14 protein-coding genes are annotated in these 16,396 nt (G+C 53.4%); 13 read left to right on the plus strand and 1 reads right to left on the minus strand.

Going from position 1 to position 16,396, the window contains the following annotated elements; translation table 11 throughout:
* From accC to FY206_RS22210, 9 genes are all read left to right on the plus strand, one after another.
* Entirely contained in the window at positions 1 to 1,350 is a 1,350-nt protein-coding gene (gene accC / locus FY206_RS22170; protein WP_032642455.1) for an acetyl-CoA carboxylase biotin carboxylase subunit, read from the plus strand.
* Positions 1,351 to 1,458: 108 nt separating this feature from the next.
* Positions 1,459 to 1,701 carry a YhdT family protein gene (locus FY206_RS22175; RefSeq protein ID WP_006178860.1) on the plus strand — a complete coding sequence of 81 codons (243 nt, stop codon included), beginning with the start codon at positions 1,459 to 1,461 and terminating at the stop codon, positions 1,699 to 1,701.
* Complete coding sequence (gene panF / locus FY206_RS22180; protein ID WP_032642456.1) at positions 1,691 to 3,142, plus strand: sodium/pantothenate symporter; 1,452 nt, start codon at positions 1,691 to 1,693, stop codon at positions 3,140 to 3,142. The genes FY206_RS22175 and panF overlap by 11 nt, the downstream gene beginning before the upstream one ends.
* A gap of 11 nt (positions 3,143 to 3,153) precedes the next feature.
* Positions 3,154 to 4,035, plus strand: a complete 882-nt coding sequence (gene prmA / locus FY206_RS22185; protein ID WP_029741742.1) for a 50S ribosomal protein L11 methyltransferase — start codon at positions 3,154 to 3,156, stop codon at positions 4,033 to 4,035.
* A 128-nt stretch (positions 4,036 to 4,163) separates the two neighbouring features.
* Positions 4,164 to 4,904 carry a carbonic anhydrase gene (locus tag FY206_RS22190; protein ID WP_032642457.1) on the plus strand — a complete coding sequence of 247 codons (741 nt, stop codon included), beginning with the start codon at positions 4,164 to 4,166 and terminating at the stop codon, positions 4,902 to 4,904.
* A gap of 330 nt (positions 4,905 to 5,234) precedes the next feature.
* Complete coding sequence (dusB, locus tag FY206_RS22195) at positions 5,235 to 6,200, plus strand: tRNA dihydrouridine synthase DusB (RefSeq protein ID WP_023309409.1); 966 nt, start codon at positions 5,235 to 5,237, stop codon at positions 6,198 to 6,200.
* Between the two features lie 23 nt (positions 6,201 to 6,223).
* Positions 6,224 to 6,520, plus strand: a complete 297-nt coding sequence (fis, locus tag FY206_RS22200) for a DNA-binding transcriptional regulator Fis (protein WP_000462905.1) — start codon at positions 6,224 to 6,226, stop codon at positions 6,518 to 6,520.
* Between the two features lie 177 nt (positions 6,521 to 6,697).
* Positions 6,698 to 6,862, plus strand: a complete 165-nt coding sequence (locus FY206_RS22205; protein WP_032642458.1) for a DUF2556 family protein — start codon at positions 6,698 to 6,700, stop codon at positions 6,860 to 6,862.
* Between the two features lie 139 nt (positions 6,863 to 7,001).
* On the plus strand, positions 7,002 to 9,083 hold the full coding sequence (locus FY206_RS22210; protein WP_032642459.1) for a putative bifunctional diguanylate cyclase/phosphodiesterase: 2,082 nt from the start codon (positions 7,002 to 7,004) through the stop codon (positions 9,081 to 9,083).
* Here the strand turns inward: FY206_RS22210 and envR are convergent.
* Positions 8,999 to 9,718, minus strand: coding sequence for an acrEF/envCD operon transcriptional regulator (gene envR, locus FY206_RS22215; RefSeq protein ID WP_045890119.1), 720 nt, complete (start codon positions 9,716 to 9,718; stop codon positions 8,999 to 9,001). The genes FY206_RS22210 and envR overlap by 85 nt on opposite strands.
* Before the next feature lie 386 nt (positions 9,719 to 10,104).
* Here envR and FY206_RS22220 point away from each other — a divergent pair, with 386 nt between their 5' ends.
* The 4 genes from FY206_RS22220 to FY206_RS22235 all read left to right on the plus strand — a co-directional run bounded on the left by FY206_RS22220 (position 10,105) and on the right by FY206_RS22235 (position 16,394).
* A complete protein-coding gene (locus FY206_RS22220; protein WP_077064352.1) occupies positions 10,105 to 11,244 on the plus strand; it encodes an efflux RND transporter periplasmic adaptor subunit in 1,140 nt (379 codons plus the stop codon).
* Between the two features lie 11 nt (positions 11,245 to 11,255).
* On the plus strand, positions 11,256 to 14,369 hold the full coding sequence (locus FY206_RS22225; RefSeq protein WP_045890116.1) for an efflux RND transporter permease subunit: 3,114 nt from the start codon (positions 11,256 to 11,258) through the stop codon (positions 14,367 to 14,369).
* Positions 14,370 to 14,673: 304 nt separating this feature from the next.
* Positions 14,674 to 14,895, plus strand: a complete 222-nt coding sequence (locus tag FY206_RS22230; RefSeq protein ID WP_008502867.1) for a lipoprotein — start codon at positions 14,674 to 14,676, stop codon at positions 14,893 to 14,895.
* A gap of 473 nt (positions 14,896 to 15,368) precedes the next feature.
* Complete coding sequence (locus FY206_RS22235; RefSeq protein ID WP_032642462.1) at positions 15,369 to 16,394, plus strand: amino acid ABC transporter substrate-binding protein; 1,026 nt, start codon at positions 15,369 to 15,371, stop codon at positions 16,392 to 16,394.
* Positions 16,395 to 16,396 lie beyond the last annotated feature (2 nt).

The raw sequence follows: 16,396 nt of genomic DNA on the forward strand, positions 1-16,396 counted from the left end.
ATGCTGGATAAAATTGTTATCGCCAACCGCGGCGAGATCGCACTGCGTATTCTTCGTGCCTGTAAAGAACTGGGCATCAAGACCGTGGCTGTGCACTCAAGCGCGGATCGCGATTTAAAACACGTATTGCTGGCGGATGAGACGGTCTGTATTGGCCCGGCTCCGTCCGTAAAAAGCTATCTGAACATCCCGGCTATCATCAGCGCCGCTGAAATCACCGGCGCGGTGGCAATTCATCCGGGTTATGGTTTCCTCTCTGAGAACGCCAACTTTGCTGAGCAGGTTGAACGCTCTGGCTTTATCTTCATCGGCCCGAAAGCCGACACCATTCGCCTGATGGGCGACAAAGTGTCTGCAATCACGGCAATGAAAAAAGCCGGTGTACCAACCGTACCAGGCTCTGACGGCCCTCTGACCGACGACATGGATGCTAACCGTGCTCATGCTAAACGCATTGGCTACCCGGTGATCATCAAGGCGTCCGGCGGCGGCGGCGGTCGCGGTATGCGCGTTGTGCGCAGCGATGCTGAACTGGCGCAGTCCATCTCCATGACCAAAGCTGAAGCGAAAGCCGCGTTCAGCAATGACATGGTGTACATGGAAAAATACCTGGAAAACCCACGCCACATCGAAATTCAGGTGCTGGCAGACGGCCAGGGTAACGCTATCTATCTGGCAGAACGTGACTGCTCCATGCAGCGTCGTCACCAGAAAGTGGTCGAAGAAGCGCCAGCACCGGGCATTACCCCGGAACTGCGTCGCTACATCGGCGAGCGTTGCTCCAAAGCGTGCGTTGATATCGGCTATCGCGGTGCGGGTACGTTCGAGTTCCTGTTCGAAAACGGCGAGTTTTACTTCATCGAGATGAACACCCGTATTCAGGTTGAACACCCGGTTACCGAAATGATCACCGGCGTTGACCTGATCAAAGAGCAGCTGCGTATTGCAGCGGGCCAGCCGCTGTCCATCAAGCAGGAAGAAGTTGTGGTGAAAGGCCATGCGGTCGAGTGCCGTATTAACGCCGAAGACCCGAACACCTTCCTGCCGAGCCCGGGTAAAATCACGCGTTTCCACGCGCCGGGTGGCTTTGGCGTGCGCTGGGAGTCTCATATCTACGCCGGTTACACCGTACCGCCGTACTATGACTCAATGATCGGCAAGCTCATCTGCTACGGCGAAAACCGTGACGTGGCGATTGCCCGCATGAAGAATGCCCTGCAGGAGCTGATCATCGACGGTATCAAAACCAACGTTGATCTGCAGATGCGTATCATGAGCGACGAGCACTTCCAGAATGGTGGAACCAATATCCACTATCTCGAGAAGAAACTCGGTCTTACCGAAAAGTAAAACTGCTCGCGTGCGAAAAGGCCGGATTATCCGGCCTTTTTTATTTCTGGGGCCAGGAAAGCCTCATCATGTACAATCCCCGCTTTCTTCATCCACAAGGGACAAAAAATGGACAAACGTTTTGTTCAGGCCCATAAAGAAGCGCGCTGGGCGCTGTGGCTGACCCTTCTCTATCTTGCTGCATGGTTAGTAACTGCTTACTTACCAGACTCCGCTATCGGCATCACCGGCCTGCCGCACTGGTTTGAAATGGCGTGTCTGTTGGTACCGCTGGTCTTCATTCTGCTGTGCTGGGCAATGGTGAAATTTATTTATCGCGATATTCCGCTGGAGGACGATGATGCAGCTTGAAGTCATTCTGCCGCTTGTCGCATACCTGCTGGTCGTGTTTGGGCTGTCCGTTTATGCCATGCGTAAACGGACGACCGGCACCTTCCTGAACGAGTATTTCCTTGGTAGCCGTTCGATGGGCGGCGTCGTGCTGGCCATGACGCTGACTGCCACCTACATCAGCGCCAGTTCATTTATCGGAGGACCCGGCGCCGCCTATAAGTACGGGTTAGGCTGGGTGCTGCTGGCCATGATCCAGCTGCCTGCCGTCTGGCTCTCGCTGGGTATACTGGGTAAAAAGTTCGCCATTCTTGCACGCCGTTATAATGCCGTGACGCTCAACGATATGCTGTTTGCCCGCTATCAGAGCCGTTTACTGGTGTGGCTGGCAAGCCTGAGCCTGCTGGTGGCCTTTATTGGCGCAATGACGGTGCAGTTTATTGGTGGCGCACGCCTGCTGGAAACGGCGGCCGGTATCCCCTACGAGACAGGCCTGATCATCTTCGGCGTCAGCATTGCGCTGTATACTGCGTTTGGCGGATTCCGCGCCAGCGTGCTGAACGATACCCTGCAGGGATTGGTTATGCTCATCGGCACCATCGTCCTGCTGGTGGGTATCGTTCATGCGGCGGGTGGACTCACTCATGCGGTGGAAACCCTTGAAGCGATTGATCCGAAACTGGTCTCGCCGGAGGGTGCAGACGATATTCTTTCGCCGACATTTATGACGTCGTTCTGGGTGCTGGTCTGCTTCGGGGTCATTGGTCTGCCCCATACCGCCGTGCGCTGCATATCCTATAAAGACAGCAAAGCTGTTCATAAAGGCATCATCATCGGGACCATCGTCGTCGCGGTCCTGATGTTTGGTATGCATCTGGCGGGTGCATTAGGACGAGCGGTTATCCCTGATCTTACCGTGCCGGATCTGGTGATCCCGACGCTGATGGTCAAGGTGCTTCCACCATTTGCCGCCGGGATTTTCCTCGCGGCGCCAATGGCCGCTATTATGTCCACCATTAATGCCCAGCTTCTGCAAAGCTCCGCGACTATCATTAAAGATCTCTATCTCAATCTGCGCCCTGAGCAGGTAGAGAATGAACGACGCCTGAAGCGTATGTCGGCCGTCATTACGCTGGTATTAGGGGCCCTGCTGCTGCTAGCCGCATGGCGGCCGCCGGAGATGATCATCTGGCTCAACCTGCTCGCGTTTGGTGGGCTTGAAGCGGTATTTCTGTGGCCGCTGGTGTTAGGGCTCTACTGGGAGCGTGCGAACGCTGCGGGCGCGCTGAGCGGCTTGATTGTCGGCGGCGTGCTGTATGCCGTTCTCGCGACGTTTAAGATTCAGTACCTGGGCTTCCATCCGATTGTCCCATCGTTGCTGTTAAGTTTACTGGCGTTTGTGGTGGGGAACCGTTTCGGTCAGCCCGTCCCACAGCCCGCTATGATTTCTACTGATAAATAAAGAGTTTTGCCATGCCGTGGATCCAACTAAAACTGAATACAACCGGCGCTAACGCCGAAGAGCTGAGCGATGCGCTGATGGAGGCCGGTTCGGTCTCTATCACCTTCCAGGACACGCATGACACGCCGGTCTTTGAGCCGCTGCCGGGCGAAACCCGCCTGTGGGGTGATACCGACGTTATTGGCCTGTTTGATGCCGAGACGGACATGAAAGAGGTTGTCGCGATTCTGGAGAATCATCCTCTGCTGGGCGCGGGTTTTGTGCACAAAATCGAACAGCTGGAAGACAAAGACTGGGAACGCGAGTGGATGGACAACTTCCACCCGATGCAGTTCGGCAAGCGTCTGTGGATCTGCCCAAGCTGGCGCGATGTCCCGGATGAAAACGCGGTTAACGTGATGCTCGATCCGGGCCTGGCGTTTGGTACCGGCACTCATCCAACGACGTCCCTGTGCCTGCAGTGGCTGGATGGTCTCGATCTGGACGGTAAAACGGTGATCGACTTTGGCTGCGGATCCGGGATCCTTGCCATTGCCGCCCTGAAACTGGGCGCGGCTAAAGCCATCGGGATCGATATCGATCCGCAGGCGATTCAGGCCAGCCGGGATAACGCCGAGCGTAACGGCGTCTCCGATCGTCTGGAGCTGTATCTGCCGGATGCCCAGCCAGAAGCCATGAAAGCCGACGTGGTGGTCGCAAACATTCTGGCGGGCCCACTGCGCGAGCTGGCACCATTAATCAGCGTGCTGCCCGTTGAGGGCGGTCTGCTGGGGCTTTCCGGTATCCTGGCAAGCCAGGCGGACAGCGTGTGTGAAGCCTACGCCGATCTCTTTGCCCTCGACCCGGTGGTGGAAAAAGAAGAGTGGTGCCGCATCACCGGCCGTAAAAAATAAGCATTTGGCGTGGTCATCTGACCACGCCTTTCCCCCGCTGATAATCCTCTCTCCCCCGGCCATTCTTCGGTAAAATAACCTCACAAATCATGTTGATTTGTATTATAAAAATTCACCGGAAGAATATGATGAAACACATTACAGGCAAGGTAGCGCTGCTGGCGCTGAGCATGGTTTCGGCTTCAGCATTTGCGTCACACTGGAGCTACGAAGGGGAAGGTTCCCCGGAACACTGGGGCGAGCTGGACGAGGCGTACAAGACCTGTCAAAGCGGAATGAACCAGTCACCTATTAATATTGATTCGACCGCTAACGCCCATCTCTCCCCGCTGCAAACGCACTACGTTGATGGCCCGGTTACGCTGACAAACAACGGCCATACCATTCAGGCCAGCGAACAGGCTGACACCCGCGATACCATCACTCTGGATAAGCAAGCCTGGACGTTACAGCAGTTCCACTTCCATGCGCCGAGCGAAAATACCGTGCATGGCAAGAAGTACGCGATGGAGATGCATCTGGTACATAAAAATGCCAGTGGAGAACTGACGGTGGTGGCCGTCATGTTTGATAAAGGTGCTGCGAATCCTGAGCTGGAAAAGCTGTGGGGCGTAATGCCGCAGCAGGCCGAACAGAACGTCTCCATCAAACAGGATCTTAACCTGAACACACTGCTGCCAAAGGATAAAACGTACTGGCGCTTTAGCGGTTCACTGACTACCCCGCCGTGTTCAGAAGGCGTCACCTGGATTTTGCTTAAGCAGCCCCTGACGGTGTCTGCAGAACAGCTTGAGAAATTTACCCATACCATGCATCACGATAATAACCGTCCGGTACAGCCGCTGCATGGGCGTGTTGTGGTCGAATAAGACGCACTTTTCGCATGACGATCATGTTCTAAAATGCGACGCAGATCGCAAAGAAGTGGGAAAATCTGCTGCTAAACGCAGCAGATTATCCCGCTTCTGTAATGCATTTATTCAGAAATGATGAGAAGTTACGGGAAATTGTAAGCGCCCATAAAATAACCATTCACGTATAACACAATGATTTAAATAGTGAATAATTTTGAACGGACAGATTGAGCGGCGATTCCTTGATCTACCGCAGTGGATTGTTCAAAGTTTGGCCTTTCATCTCGTGCAAAAAATGCGTAATATACGCCGCCTTGCAGTCACAGTATGGTCATTTCTTAACTCATGCGCATCGGACACCACCAGCTTAGAAATCGCCTGATCGCAGCCCCTATGGCAGGTATTACAGACCGGCCGTTCAGGACGCTGTGCTACGAGATGGGAGCCGGTTTAACCGTATCCGAGATGATGTCGTCTAACCCGCAGGTTTGGGAAAGCGACAAATCCCGCCTTCGGATGGTGCACGTTGATGAACCGGGTATCCGCACCGTGCAAATTGCCGGAAGCGTACCTGAAGAGATGGCAGATGCCGCGCGGATTAACGTGGAAAGTGGTGCCCAGATTATTGATATCAATATGGGGTGCCCGGCCAAAAAGGTGAATCGCAAGCTTGCAGGTTCAGCCCTTCTGCAATACCCCGACCAGGTGAAAGCTATCCTGACGGCGGTTGTCAGCGCGGTGGACGTTCCTGTTACGTTAAAGATTCGCACGGGTTGGTCGCCGGAACACCGTAACTGTGTAGAGATTGCCCAACTGGCCGAAGATTGTGGCATTCAGGCCCTGACCATTCATGGACGCACTCGCGCCTGTTTGTTCAACGGCGAAGCTGAATACGACAGCATTCGGGCAGTTAAGCAGAAAGTTTCCATTCCGATTATCGCGAATGGCGACATAACTGACCCGCTTAAAGCCAGAGCTGTGCTCGACTATACGGGAGCTGATGCTCTGATGATAGGACGTGCCGCTCAGGGAAGACCCTGGATCTTCCGGGAAATCCAGCATTATCTGGACACTGGGGAGCTGCTTGCGCCACTGCCTTTGGCAGAGGTTAAGCGCTTGCTTTGTTCGCATGTTCGGGAACTGCATGACCACTACGGTCAGGCAAAAGGGTACCGAATTGCGCGTAAACACGTCTCCTGGTATCTCCAGGAGCACGCTCCAGATGACCAGTTTCGGCGCACATTCAACGCCATAGAGGATGCCAGCGTACAGCTGGAGGCGTTGGAGGCATACTTCGAAAATCTTGCGTAATGAAATAAAGAGCTGACAGAACTATGTTCGAACAACGCGTAAATTCTGACGTACTGACCGTTTCTACCGTTAACTCTCAGGACCAGGTAACTCAAAAGCCCCTGCGTGACTCGGTTAAACAGGCACTGAAGAACTATTTTGCTCAACTGAACGGTCAGGATGTTAATGACCTGTATGAGCTGGTACTGGCTGAAGTTGAACAGCCACTGTTGGACATGGTGATGCAATACACCCGCGGTAACCAGACCCGCGCTGCGCTGATGATGGGTATCAACCGTGGTACTCTGCGTAAGAAACTGAAAAAATACGGCATGAACTGATACTAATCAGTTAAATGCTTGTTTAAAAAGGCGCTCTTCGGCATGGGGAAGCGCCTTTTTTATTCCCTGCCCCGCTCCGTCAACGCATTGTAAACCTTCGCTTATCCCGCTTTCCAACCTCGGTTTTTCGTGTATATTTCCCCCACCTTACTGGCGCTCTTCTCGCGGAATGACACAATGATTCGTAAATACTGGTGGCTGGTTGTCTTTGCAATCTTCGTTCTCGTTTTCGATGCACTCCTGATGCAGTGGATAGAACTGATGAGCACCGAAACCGACAAGTGTCGCAATATGAACTCCGTCAATCCGCTGAAGCTCGTGAACTGCTCAGAGCTCGACTAACCACCCGATTGCGCACCTCACCCCGTGATTACCCACTAAAAACGGGGATTTAAATCCCTTTGAGCCATTACCTGACGGTGATAATGTCTCGCCCTTCTCAACCGCTCTAGCGTAACCCCACACTTGAGTAGAACCGTCCATGCTGGCCAGCCAATACAACCCTATCCTTGTCGTCCTCTCCTTTGTTGTGGCTATTCTTGCGGCCTATACCGCACTGAACATGGCTGCACGCGTCGCCGGGAGTGAGGGCGTCGCTGCCCGCGTCTGGCTGGCTGGGGGAGGTATTGCTATGGGCATTGGCGTGTGGGCCATGCATTTTATCGGCATGCTGGCGATGGACCTCTCCATGAGCATGAGCTACAACGCCAGCCTGACGGTGTTATCCATGGTCATCGCCGTGGGTTCGTCACTGTTCGCGCTCTGGCTCGTGAGCTGCGAGCAATTACGCTTGCGCCGTCTGCTGCCCGGCGCGCTGGTGATGGGAAGCGGTATTGTTGCTATGCATTACACCGGCATGGCCGCGCTGGAAGTGAAGCCGGGGATTGTCTGGGACAAGCTCTGGGTGGCCATTTCGGTCGCGATTGCGCTTGCCGCTTCTCTCGCGGCATTGTGGCTGACCTTCCGCCTGCGTCGTGAAGCCGCGCAGGTCGTGCTGATGCGCATGGGGGCCGCCATCACGATGGGAATTGCGATTGCCGGTATGCATTATGCCGGAATGAAAGCCGCGCAGTTTCCCATGTCCACAATGGTTCATCATGCGGGGATTAACGGAAGCTGGCTGGCGGTGCTGGTCAGCGTCGTCGCGCTCTCTATTCTTGGCATCACCCTGCTGGTGTCGATGCTGGATGCCCGCCTTCAGGCACGTACCGCCCTTCTGGCCTCATCGCTTGCAGAAGCGAACCGGGAACTTGCTCAACTGGCGTTGCACGACACCCTGACGCGCCTGCCCAACCGTATCCTGCTGGAAGACCGACTCGATCAGGCCATCAGCAAAGCCGATCGTGAAGGGAGCCACTTTGCCCTGATGTTCATGGATCTCGACGGCTTTAAAGCCATCAATGACGCCTACGGTCATGATGTCGGCGACAGGCTGCTGGTCGCCGTTACGCAGCGTCTGCTGCAGCTTCTGAAAGGCCAGTTCACGCTTGCACGTATCGGCGGTGATGAATTTGTTCTGCTGGCAGAGGGAGAAGGCCCGGACGACGCGGCATCGCTGGCGAATGCGCTGGTGCGCGCGATCGATAGTCCGTTCACTCTCGGCCCCTATGAACTGATGGTGACCCTCAGCATAGGTATCGCGCTGTATCCTCACGACGGCAAAACCGAGCGCGAGCTGATGTTTAACGCCGACGCGGCGATGTATCACACGAAGCATATGGGCCGTAACGGTTACCATTTTTTCCAGCCCTCCATGAACTCCCTGGCGCAGACCCATCTTCAGCTAATGAACGATCTGTGGATGGCGATCGATCGCCATGAGCTACGCCTGCTGTATCAGCCAAAATTTCACGCCCCTGCGGGACCTTTACTCGGATTCGAGGCGTTATTGCGCTGGCAGCACCCTAAGCAGGGTCTCCTGACGCCGGACCTTTTTCTACCGCTAGCGGAAAAAACGGGGCTGATTATCCCTATTGGTAACTGGGTGATTAACGAAGCCTGCCGCCAGCTGCGGGAGTGGCATCTTCAGGGGCATCAAAGCTGGTCAATGGCGGTAAACCTGTCGACGCTGCAGTTTGAACAACCTTCGCTGGTTAACACAGTTCTCGACTGTCTGGCACTTCACCATGTACCGCCGGAAATGTTGATCCTCGAAGTGACGGAAACGACGGCAATGAGCAACCCGGATGAGAGCGTGCGGGTGCTGACAGAGCTGACGGATGCGGGTGTGAAGGCCTCCATTGATGATTTTGGCACCGGATATTCGAGCTTGCTGTATCTCAAGCGCTTACCGGCCTGTGAGTTGAAAATCGACAGGGCATTCGTGAAAGAGCTTAGCGGCGAAAGCGAGGATGCCACCATTGTCTCTGCGATTGTGGCCCTCGCTAAAACGCTTAACCTGAAAGTCGTGGCTGAAGGTGTAGAAACCGAAGCACAGCAGGCCTTTTTAACCGAGCTGGGCTGTAACACCCTTCAGGGTTATCTGTTAGGTAAACCCGCCAGCCCGCAGACCATAGAAGCACTTTGTGCCCGAGGGGAAATGTTACCAGGCGTCGAGCTATAAGCTTCAACATCAGGCGACACGCGAATGACAGGAAGTGTCGCCAGTATGCTATCGACCAGAGCGGGAGCCTGCTGATAAAGATTAAAACTGTCATTATTCATTAACCGGTTTTTAATTATTCCGCTAAAAAAACCGTGGAAAACAATCAAGGTGAGATCCACATTCATCTTTGGCGAAATGATATTCCGCGAAATACAGGTCTCGAGCGTGGCGCGCAGCGTGTCATCATTGAATCCAATCCGTTTTCTGATTTCTCTCTCTGAAATCATATCGCTGCTAAATTCACATTTATGATACAGAATTTGTAAAAGCGCACACTGCCGGGGTTCATGGGCAATATACTGCAACGCAGTAATAAATTGCTCACGAAGTTTTAACAATGGATCGTCATTATCAGAGAGAGAAAGCCTGTCGCGAATAATGTCGCGGAGCGGTAACTGCTGCTCCCAGATGGCATTAAATATTTCAGTTTTACTGTTGAAGTGCCAATAGATTGCACCGCGCGTCACCTGTGCTGCATCGGCTATGTCCGTCAGCGTCGTGCTGGCTACGCCACGCGTCGCAAACTGTCCGATTGCCGCCTCAATCAGCTGCTGCCGGGTTTGTAGAGCCTCTTCTTTCTTTTTACGCGCCATAGGCAACTACTCTTTACTCATAAGGTTTAAAGGTAATATTGCGTTCATGCAAATGTAAGTATTCCCTAAAATCAGTTTTAATTTTGCACAAAAAAAGTCAGCCCTCTTAATTTATAAGAGATACAAATACATCAAACCGATTAAATTGATGACATGAATAATTAGGGCGCGTTAAATCCATTTACCTGATTTACAGTCCTGAAGTATATCTCTGAATGGACCGAGTCTGATTCTGATTTTTTCTATAAGCACGGTCATTCGCACTTATAAATTAAAAAACATTAAATACCCTCATTATTATACGCAGCTACATTTTATTTTTATCCCTCTGCCCCAGCCACCGATTTGCGGCATATATCGGTTGATGGATATTTAAAGGAACAGTAATGACGATTCATTTCAGACGCTTACCCCTAGCCGGTTTCATTGTCTGCGCGGTACTGCTCTCAGGATGCGATGGCCAGGAAAACCCACAACAACATCCGCAGGCGCCCCAGGTCAGCGTGCATATTGTGAAAAGCGCCCCGCTGGCTGTCACCACTGAACTCCCGGGCAGAACGGATGCGTTCCGCGTTGCAGAGGTTCGTCCTCAGGTTAGCGGTATTATCCTGCGTCGTAATTTTACGGAAGGTAGCGATGTAAAAGCGGGTGATTCACTTTATCAGATTGATCCTGCGACCTATCAGGCCGCCTATGAGAGCGCGAAAGGCGAACTGGCGAAGGCTCAGGCGGCGGCCAATATTGCGCACCTGACGGTAAAACGTTATCTCCCGCTGGTTGGCACCCAATATGTCAGTAAGCAGGAGTATGACCAGGCCGTGGCGACGGCTCAGCAGGCAGATGCCAGCGTGATTGCCGCAAAAGCCGGCGTTGAAAGCGCACGAATCAACCTCGCCTATACCAAAGTGACCTCTCCTGTTGATGGTCGTATCGGGAAATCCAGCGTGACTGAAGGGGCGCTGGTGACGAACGGGCAAGCCGCAGCGCTGGCAACGGTCCAGCAGCTCGATCCGATTTATGTCGATGTTACTCAGTCCAGCAATGACTTTATGCGCCTGAAACAGACGAGCCTGCAGAAAGGCGACACGGCCAGCAGCGTTGAGCTGCTGATGGAAAATGGACAGCCCTATCCGCTGAAAGGCACATTACAGTTCTCAGACGTCACGGTTGATGAAAGTACCGGCTCGATTACCCTGCGCGCCATTTTCCCGAACCCTCAGCACCTGCTGTTACCCGGCATGTTTATTCGCGCGCGCATTGATGAAGGTACCCAGCCAGATGCGATTCTGGTGCCACAGCAAGGCGTGACCCGTACACCACGAGGCGATGCAACCGTCATGGTGGTAAACAATAAAAACCAGGTTGAACCGCGTACCGTCGTCGCCCCGCAGGCAATTGGCGATCGCTGGCTGGTAACGGAAGGGCTGAAAAACGGTGACCGCGTGATTGTCAGCGGGCTACAGAAAGTCAGACCAGGGGTAACCGTCGTCGCGACGCCGGATACCACCACGACGCCAGCCGGTTAAGGGACGACGACATGGCTAATTTCTTTATTCAGAGACCGGTTTTCGCCTGGGTGCTGGCCATCATTTTGATGATTGCAGGCGGGCTGGCCATTCTCAAACTTCCCGTCGCACAGTATCCGACCATTGCCCCTCCCGCCGTCGCGATATCCGCGACCTACCCGGGCGCTGATGCGCAAACGGTGCAGGATACCGTGACTCAGGTTATCGAGCAAAATATGAACGGCATCGATAACCTGATGTATATGTCCTCCACCAGCGATTCAGCGGGTAACGTCACCATCACCCTGACCTTTGAGTCAGGTACCGACCCGGATATCGCGCAGGTGCAGGTACAGAACAAGCTGCAGCTCGCGATGCCGCTGCTGCCGCAAGAGGTGCAGCAGCAAGGGATTGGCGTGGAGAAATCCAGCAGCAGCTTCCTGCTGGTCGCCGGTTTTGTTTCAGACAACAAAAATCTCACGCAGGATGATATCTCAGACTACGTCGCCTCAAACGTCAAAGATGCCATCAGCCGAACGTCTGGTGTCGGTGACGTCCAGCTGTTTGGCGCTCAGTATGCGATGCGCATCTGGCTCGACAGCAACGCGATGAACAAATACCAGCTGACGCCGCTGGATATTATCAATCAGCTGAAAACGCAGAACGATCAGATAGCGGCAGGTCAGCTGGGTGGAGCGCCGTCTATTCCCGGGCAGCAGCTGAATGCCTCGATCATCGCGCAAACCCGCCTGAAATCACCGGAGGAGTTTGGCCGCGTGACGCTCAAGGTCAATCAGGATGGCTCGATGGTTCATCTGAAGGACGTGGCGCGTATTGAGCTGGGTGGCGAAAACTACAACATGGTCACTAAAATCAACGGGCAGGCAGCAACCGGTCTGGGGATTAAGCTGGCGACCGGAGCAAATGCGCTGGACACTGCGGCAGCGATTAAGACCAAGCTGGCGCAACTGCAGGAGTTCTTCCCGCAGGGACTTAAGGTTGTCTATCCCTATGACACGACGCCTTTTGTAAAAATCTCCATCCACGAAGTCGTGAAGACCCTGTTTGAAGCGATCGTTCTCGTCTTCCTGGTGATGTACCTGTTTCTGCAAAACCTGCGTGCGACGCTCATCCCAACCATCGCGGTACCGGTCGTTCTGTTGGGTACCTTCGCGGTTCTGGCGGCGTTCGGTTTCTCCATCAATACCCTGACGATGTTCGGCATGGTGCTGGCGATAGGTCTGCTGGTCGATGACGCCATCGTGGTCGTTGAGAACGTTGAACGCGTCATGGTCGAGGACAAACTGCCGCCGAAAGAGGCCACGCAGAAGTCGATGGAGCAGATCCAGGGCGCGCTGGTGGGGATCGCCATGGTGCTCTCGGCGGTCTTTATTCCAATGGCCTTTTTTGGCGGCTCAACGGGGGCAATCTATCGTCAGTTCTCACTGACTATCGTTTCCGCTATGGCGCTGTCCGTACTGGTTGCGCTTATCCTGACGCCCGCCCTCTGCGCAACGTTGCTTAAGCCCGTCTCCGATGACCATCATGAGAAGAAAAGTGGCTTCTTCGGCTGGTTTAATGCGCTTTTTGATAAGAGCGTGGATCACTACAGCAACAGCGTGAGCGGTATTTTGCGTAAGACCGGGCGCTATCTGGTGGTGTACGTCATTATCGTCGCTGGGATGGCGGTGCTCTTCCTGCGCTTGCCCACCTCATTCCTACCTGAAGAGGATCAGGGAGTGTTTATGACGATGGTGCAGCTTCCGGCAGGGGCAACCCAAACGCGTACTCAGCAGGTCCTCGACCAGGTTCAGGATTACTACCTGAACAAAGAGAAGGCAAACGTTGAATCCGTCTTTACCGTAAACGGCTTTAGCTTTAGCGGCCAGGGTCAGAACTCCGGTATTGCCTTCATCAGCCTGAAGCCCTGGGAGGAGCGCCAGGGGTCGGAAAATGGCGTCGAAGCCATTGTGGGTCGCGCGACGAAAGCCTTCAGTCAGATTAAAGATGGTCTTGTGTTCCCGTTTAACCTGCCTGCCATTATTGAGCTGGGCACCGCGACGGGCTTCGACTTTGAACTGATCGATCAGGCTAACCTGGGACATACCCAGCTGACGCAGGCGCGTAACCAGCTGCTCGGCATGGTGAAAGAGCATCCTGACCTGCTGGTTCGCGTGCGTCCTAACGGCCTTGAAGATACGCCTCAGTTCAAGCTGGATGTCGACCAGGAGAAAGCGCAGGCGCTGGGCATTAGTCTTTCTGACGTTAACCAGACGATTTCGACTTCCTTAGGCGGCACCTATGTGAACGACTTTATCGATCATGGGCGCGTGAAAAAGGTCTACGTACAGGCCGATGCGAAATTCCGTATGTTGCCGGGAGATATCAACAACCTTTACGTACGCAGCGCGAATGGAAAAATGGTCCCGTTCTCCGCCTTTAGCAACGCGAAGTGGGTCTATGGTTCGCCTCGCCTGGAGCGCTACAACGGGATGCCCTCTATGGAGATCCTCGGTGAGTCAGCCCCGGGTAAAAGTACCGGTGAGGCGATGGTGATGATGGAAAGCCTCGCGGCAAAACTGCCTACAGGCATCGGCTATGACTGGACGGGGATGTCTTACCAGGAGCGGCTCTCGGGTAACCAGGCGCCTGCACTGTACGCCATTTCACTGATCGTGGTGTTCCTGTGTCTGGCAGCGCTGTATGAAAGCTGGTCCATTCCGTTCTCCGTCATGCTGGTTGTGCCGCTGGGGGTCATCGGGGCGCTTCTCGCAGCCTCACTGCGCGGGTTAAACAATGACGTCTATTTCCAGGTCGGTCTGCTGACAACGATTGGTTTATCGGCGAAAAACGCCATTCTGATCGTCGAGTTTGCAAAAGACCTCATGGATAAAGAAGGCAAAGGCATTATTGAAGCCACCCTGGAGGCTTCACGAATGCGCCTTCGACCGATCCTGATGACGTCTCTGGCCTTTATCCTTGGCGTCATGCCGCTGGTAATAAGCACCGGGGCCGGCAGCGGCGCGCAAAACGCCGTTGGTACGGGCGTGATGGGAGGCATGCTTTCCGCAACGCTTCTGGCGATTTTCTTCGTGCCCGTCTTCTTTGTGGTTGTCCGGCGGCGGTTCACCCGCCATAAAGATTAATGTTTCCCTAAAAAGGCACCTTTGGTGCCTTTTTTATTTTTAACATTAACGATGAATTAGGTTTTACATGAAGGCCGTTTAAATAACAGGATGATTTGCATTAAGTAAAAACAGTCTCTTGCAGCTTCACAATGTCTCCATTAATTCATCCTGAAACCGGCTTTTCTCCACGATTTTTACAAACTACATAATTTGAGATTATTCCTCGTGTAACGGGGAGTTATGCCGATGGTAAAATAACCTCCAGTTCGTTAATAGCCCTCCTGGCTTTATTGCGGATGAGAAATAATACTGAGGTAACATCATGAAAAGATTCATTTCCGTTGCACTTCTCGCTGCGCTGCTCGCTGGTTGCGCGCACGACTCTCCATGTGTACCGGTTTACGACGACCAGGGCCGACTGGTCCATACCAATACCTGTATGAAAGGCACCACCCAGGATAACTGGGAGACTGCGGGTGCTATCGCCGGCGGTGCTGCCGCAGTGGCGGGTTTGACGTTGGGTATTGTTGCCCTGACGAAGTAACGTCTGTTGAGAAAGCGCGGCCCCGGCCGCGCTTTTGCTTTTAATGAGTGCAGTATTTTCAAATAAGTAAAAAAATAGCCCCGTATTCATTCACGTAATTAATACCTACCTGAAGTCCATCACATCTTTTTCGTATGCTCATTTAAATTACCTGGTCTATCGTGATGATTTTCACACATTCATATTATTGAATACCCTGCCAATATTCACACCGGAAACTATCTCTTCTTTTTCCCGACCAGACCTGAAACTTTTGCTCCGATTTGTGGCACAGGTTGTAATTTCGCACCGTTTCGGGGCGCTCGTTTTATTTAAGCCTGTCTACACTCAGCATTAAGCGTTCACTCCACTCTTATTTTGTCGAACGCAAAACTGGCATTACGTTTGCTTTATAAACGTCGGCCAAGGCCACAGACAGGTAAAGCGTTTAAAAACGCCTCTATAACGATAAATTTCGCCACACAGGATGCATTATGAAAAAGACGATGATAGCCAGCCTGGCCGCTGCAGGCATGTTGTTTGCTGTAGCCGGTCAAGCCCATGCGGGAACGACACTGGATGCCGTTAAAAAGAAAGGTTTTGTTCAATGTGGTATCAGTGACGGTTTGCCTGGCTTCTCTTATGCCGATGCGAACGGCAAATTTACCGGCATTGATGTGGATGTCTGCCGTGGCGTTGCAGCTGCCGTTTTTGGCGATGACAGCAAAGTAAAATATACCCCGCTGACGGCGAAAGAACGCTTTACGGCGCTGCAGTCCGGCGAGGTCGACATGCTCTCCCGTAATACCACCTGGACGTCTTCCCGTGACGCGGGAATGGGGATGTCATTTACGGGCGTAACCTACTATGACGGCATCGGCTTTCTGACCCACAACAAAGCTGGCCTGAAAAGCGCCAGGGAGCTGGATGGTGCCACCGTTTGTATTCAGGCGGGCACCGATACCGAGCTGAACGTCGCCGATTATTTCAAAGCAAACAACATGAAATATACCCCGGTGACATTCGACCGCTCGGATGAATCGGCCAAAGCGCTGGAATCCGGCCGTTGCGACACGCTGGCCTCTGACCAGTCACAGCTGTATGCGTTACGTATTAAGCTGAGCAACCCGGCAGAGTGGATTGTCCTGCCTGAAGTGATCTCCAAAGAACCTCTCGGCCCCGTCGTTCGCCGTGGTGATGAGGACTGGTTCTCCATTGTTCGCTGGACGCTGTTTGCCATGCTGAACGCAGAAGAGATGGGCATCAACTCGAAAAACGTTGATGAGAAAGCGGCTAACCCATCCAATCCGGATATGGCGCACCTGCTCGGCAAAGAAGGTGATTTCGGCAAGGATCTGAAGCTGGATAACAAGTGGGCTTACAACATCATCAAGCAGGTGGGCAACTACGCGGAGATCTTTGAACGCAACGTGGGATCCGAAAGCCCGCTGAAGATCAAACGCGGCCAGAACAATCTCTGGAACAACGGCGGCATTCAGTACGCGCCACCAGTACGTTAAGT

The sequence above is a fragment of the Enterobacter chengduensis genome (genome assembly GCF_001984825.2).
Taxonomy (GTDB): Bacteria; Pseudomonadota; Gammaproteobacteria; order Enterobacterales; family Enterobacteriaceae; genus Enterobacter; species Enterobacter chengduensis.

What these genes read in the sequence shown, in the direction of transcription:
- fis (WP_000462905.1), top strand. Translation starts at nt 6,224, where the DNA reads ATGTTCGAACAACGCGTAAATTCTGACGTACTGACCGTTTCTACCGTT.
- panF (WP_032642456.1), top strand. Translation starts at nt 1,691, where the DNA reads ATGCAGCTTGAAGTCATTCTGCCGCTTGTCGCATACCTGCTGGTCGTG.
- FY206_RS22190 (WP_032642457.1), top strand. Translation starts at nt 4,164, where the DNA reads ATGAAACACATTACAGGCAAGGTAGCGCTGCTGGCGCTGAGCATGGTT.
- accC (WP_032642455.1), top strand. Translation starts at nt 1, where the DNA reads ATGCTGGATAAAATTGTTATCGCCAACCGCGGCGAGATCGCACTGCGT.
- FY206_RS22205 (WP_032642458.1), top strand. Translation starts at nt 6,698, where the DNA reads ATGATTCGTAAATACTGGTGGCTGGTTGTCTTTGCAATCTTCGTTCTC.
- prmA (WP_029741742.1), top strand. Translation starts at nt 3,154, where the DNA reads ATGCCGTGGATCCAACTAAAACTGAATACAACCGGCGCTAACGCCGAA.
- FY206_RS22235 (WP_032642462.1), top strand. Translation starts at nt 15,369, where the DNA reads ATGAAAAAGACGATGATAGCCAGCCTGGCCGCTGCAGGCATGTTGTTT.
- FY206_RS22230 (WP_008502867.1), top strand. Translation starts at nt 14,674, where the DNA reads ATGAAAAGATTCATTTCCGTTGCACTTCTCGCTGCGCTGCTCGCTGGT.
- FY206_RS22210 (WP_032642459.1), top strand. Translation starts at nt 7,002, where the DNA reads ATGCTGGCCAGCCAATACAACCCTATCCTTGTCGTCCTCTCCTTTGTT.
- FY206_RS22175 (WP_006178860.1), top strand. Translation starts at nt 1,459, where the DNA reads ATGGACAAACGTTTTGTTCAGGCCCATAAAGAAGCGCGCTGGGCGCTG.
- envR (WP_045890119.1), bottom strand. Translation starts at nt 9,718, where the DNA reads ATGGCGCGTAAAAAGAAAGAAGAGGCTCTACAAACCCGGCAGCAGCTG.
- FY206_RS22225 (WP_045890116.1), top strand. Translation starts at nt 11,256, where the DNA reads ATGGCTAATTTCTTTATTCAGAGACCGGTTTTCGCCTGGGTGCTGGCC.
- FY206_RS22220 (WP_077064352.1), top strand. Translation starts at nt 10,105, where the DNA reads ATGACGATTCATTTCAGACGCTTACCCCTAGCCGGTTTCATTGTCTGC.
- dusB (WP_023309409.1), top strand. Translation starts at nt 5,235, where the DNA reads ATGCGCATCGGACACCACCAGCTTAGAAATCGCCTGATCGCAGCCCCT.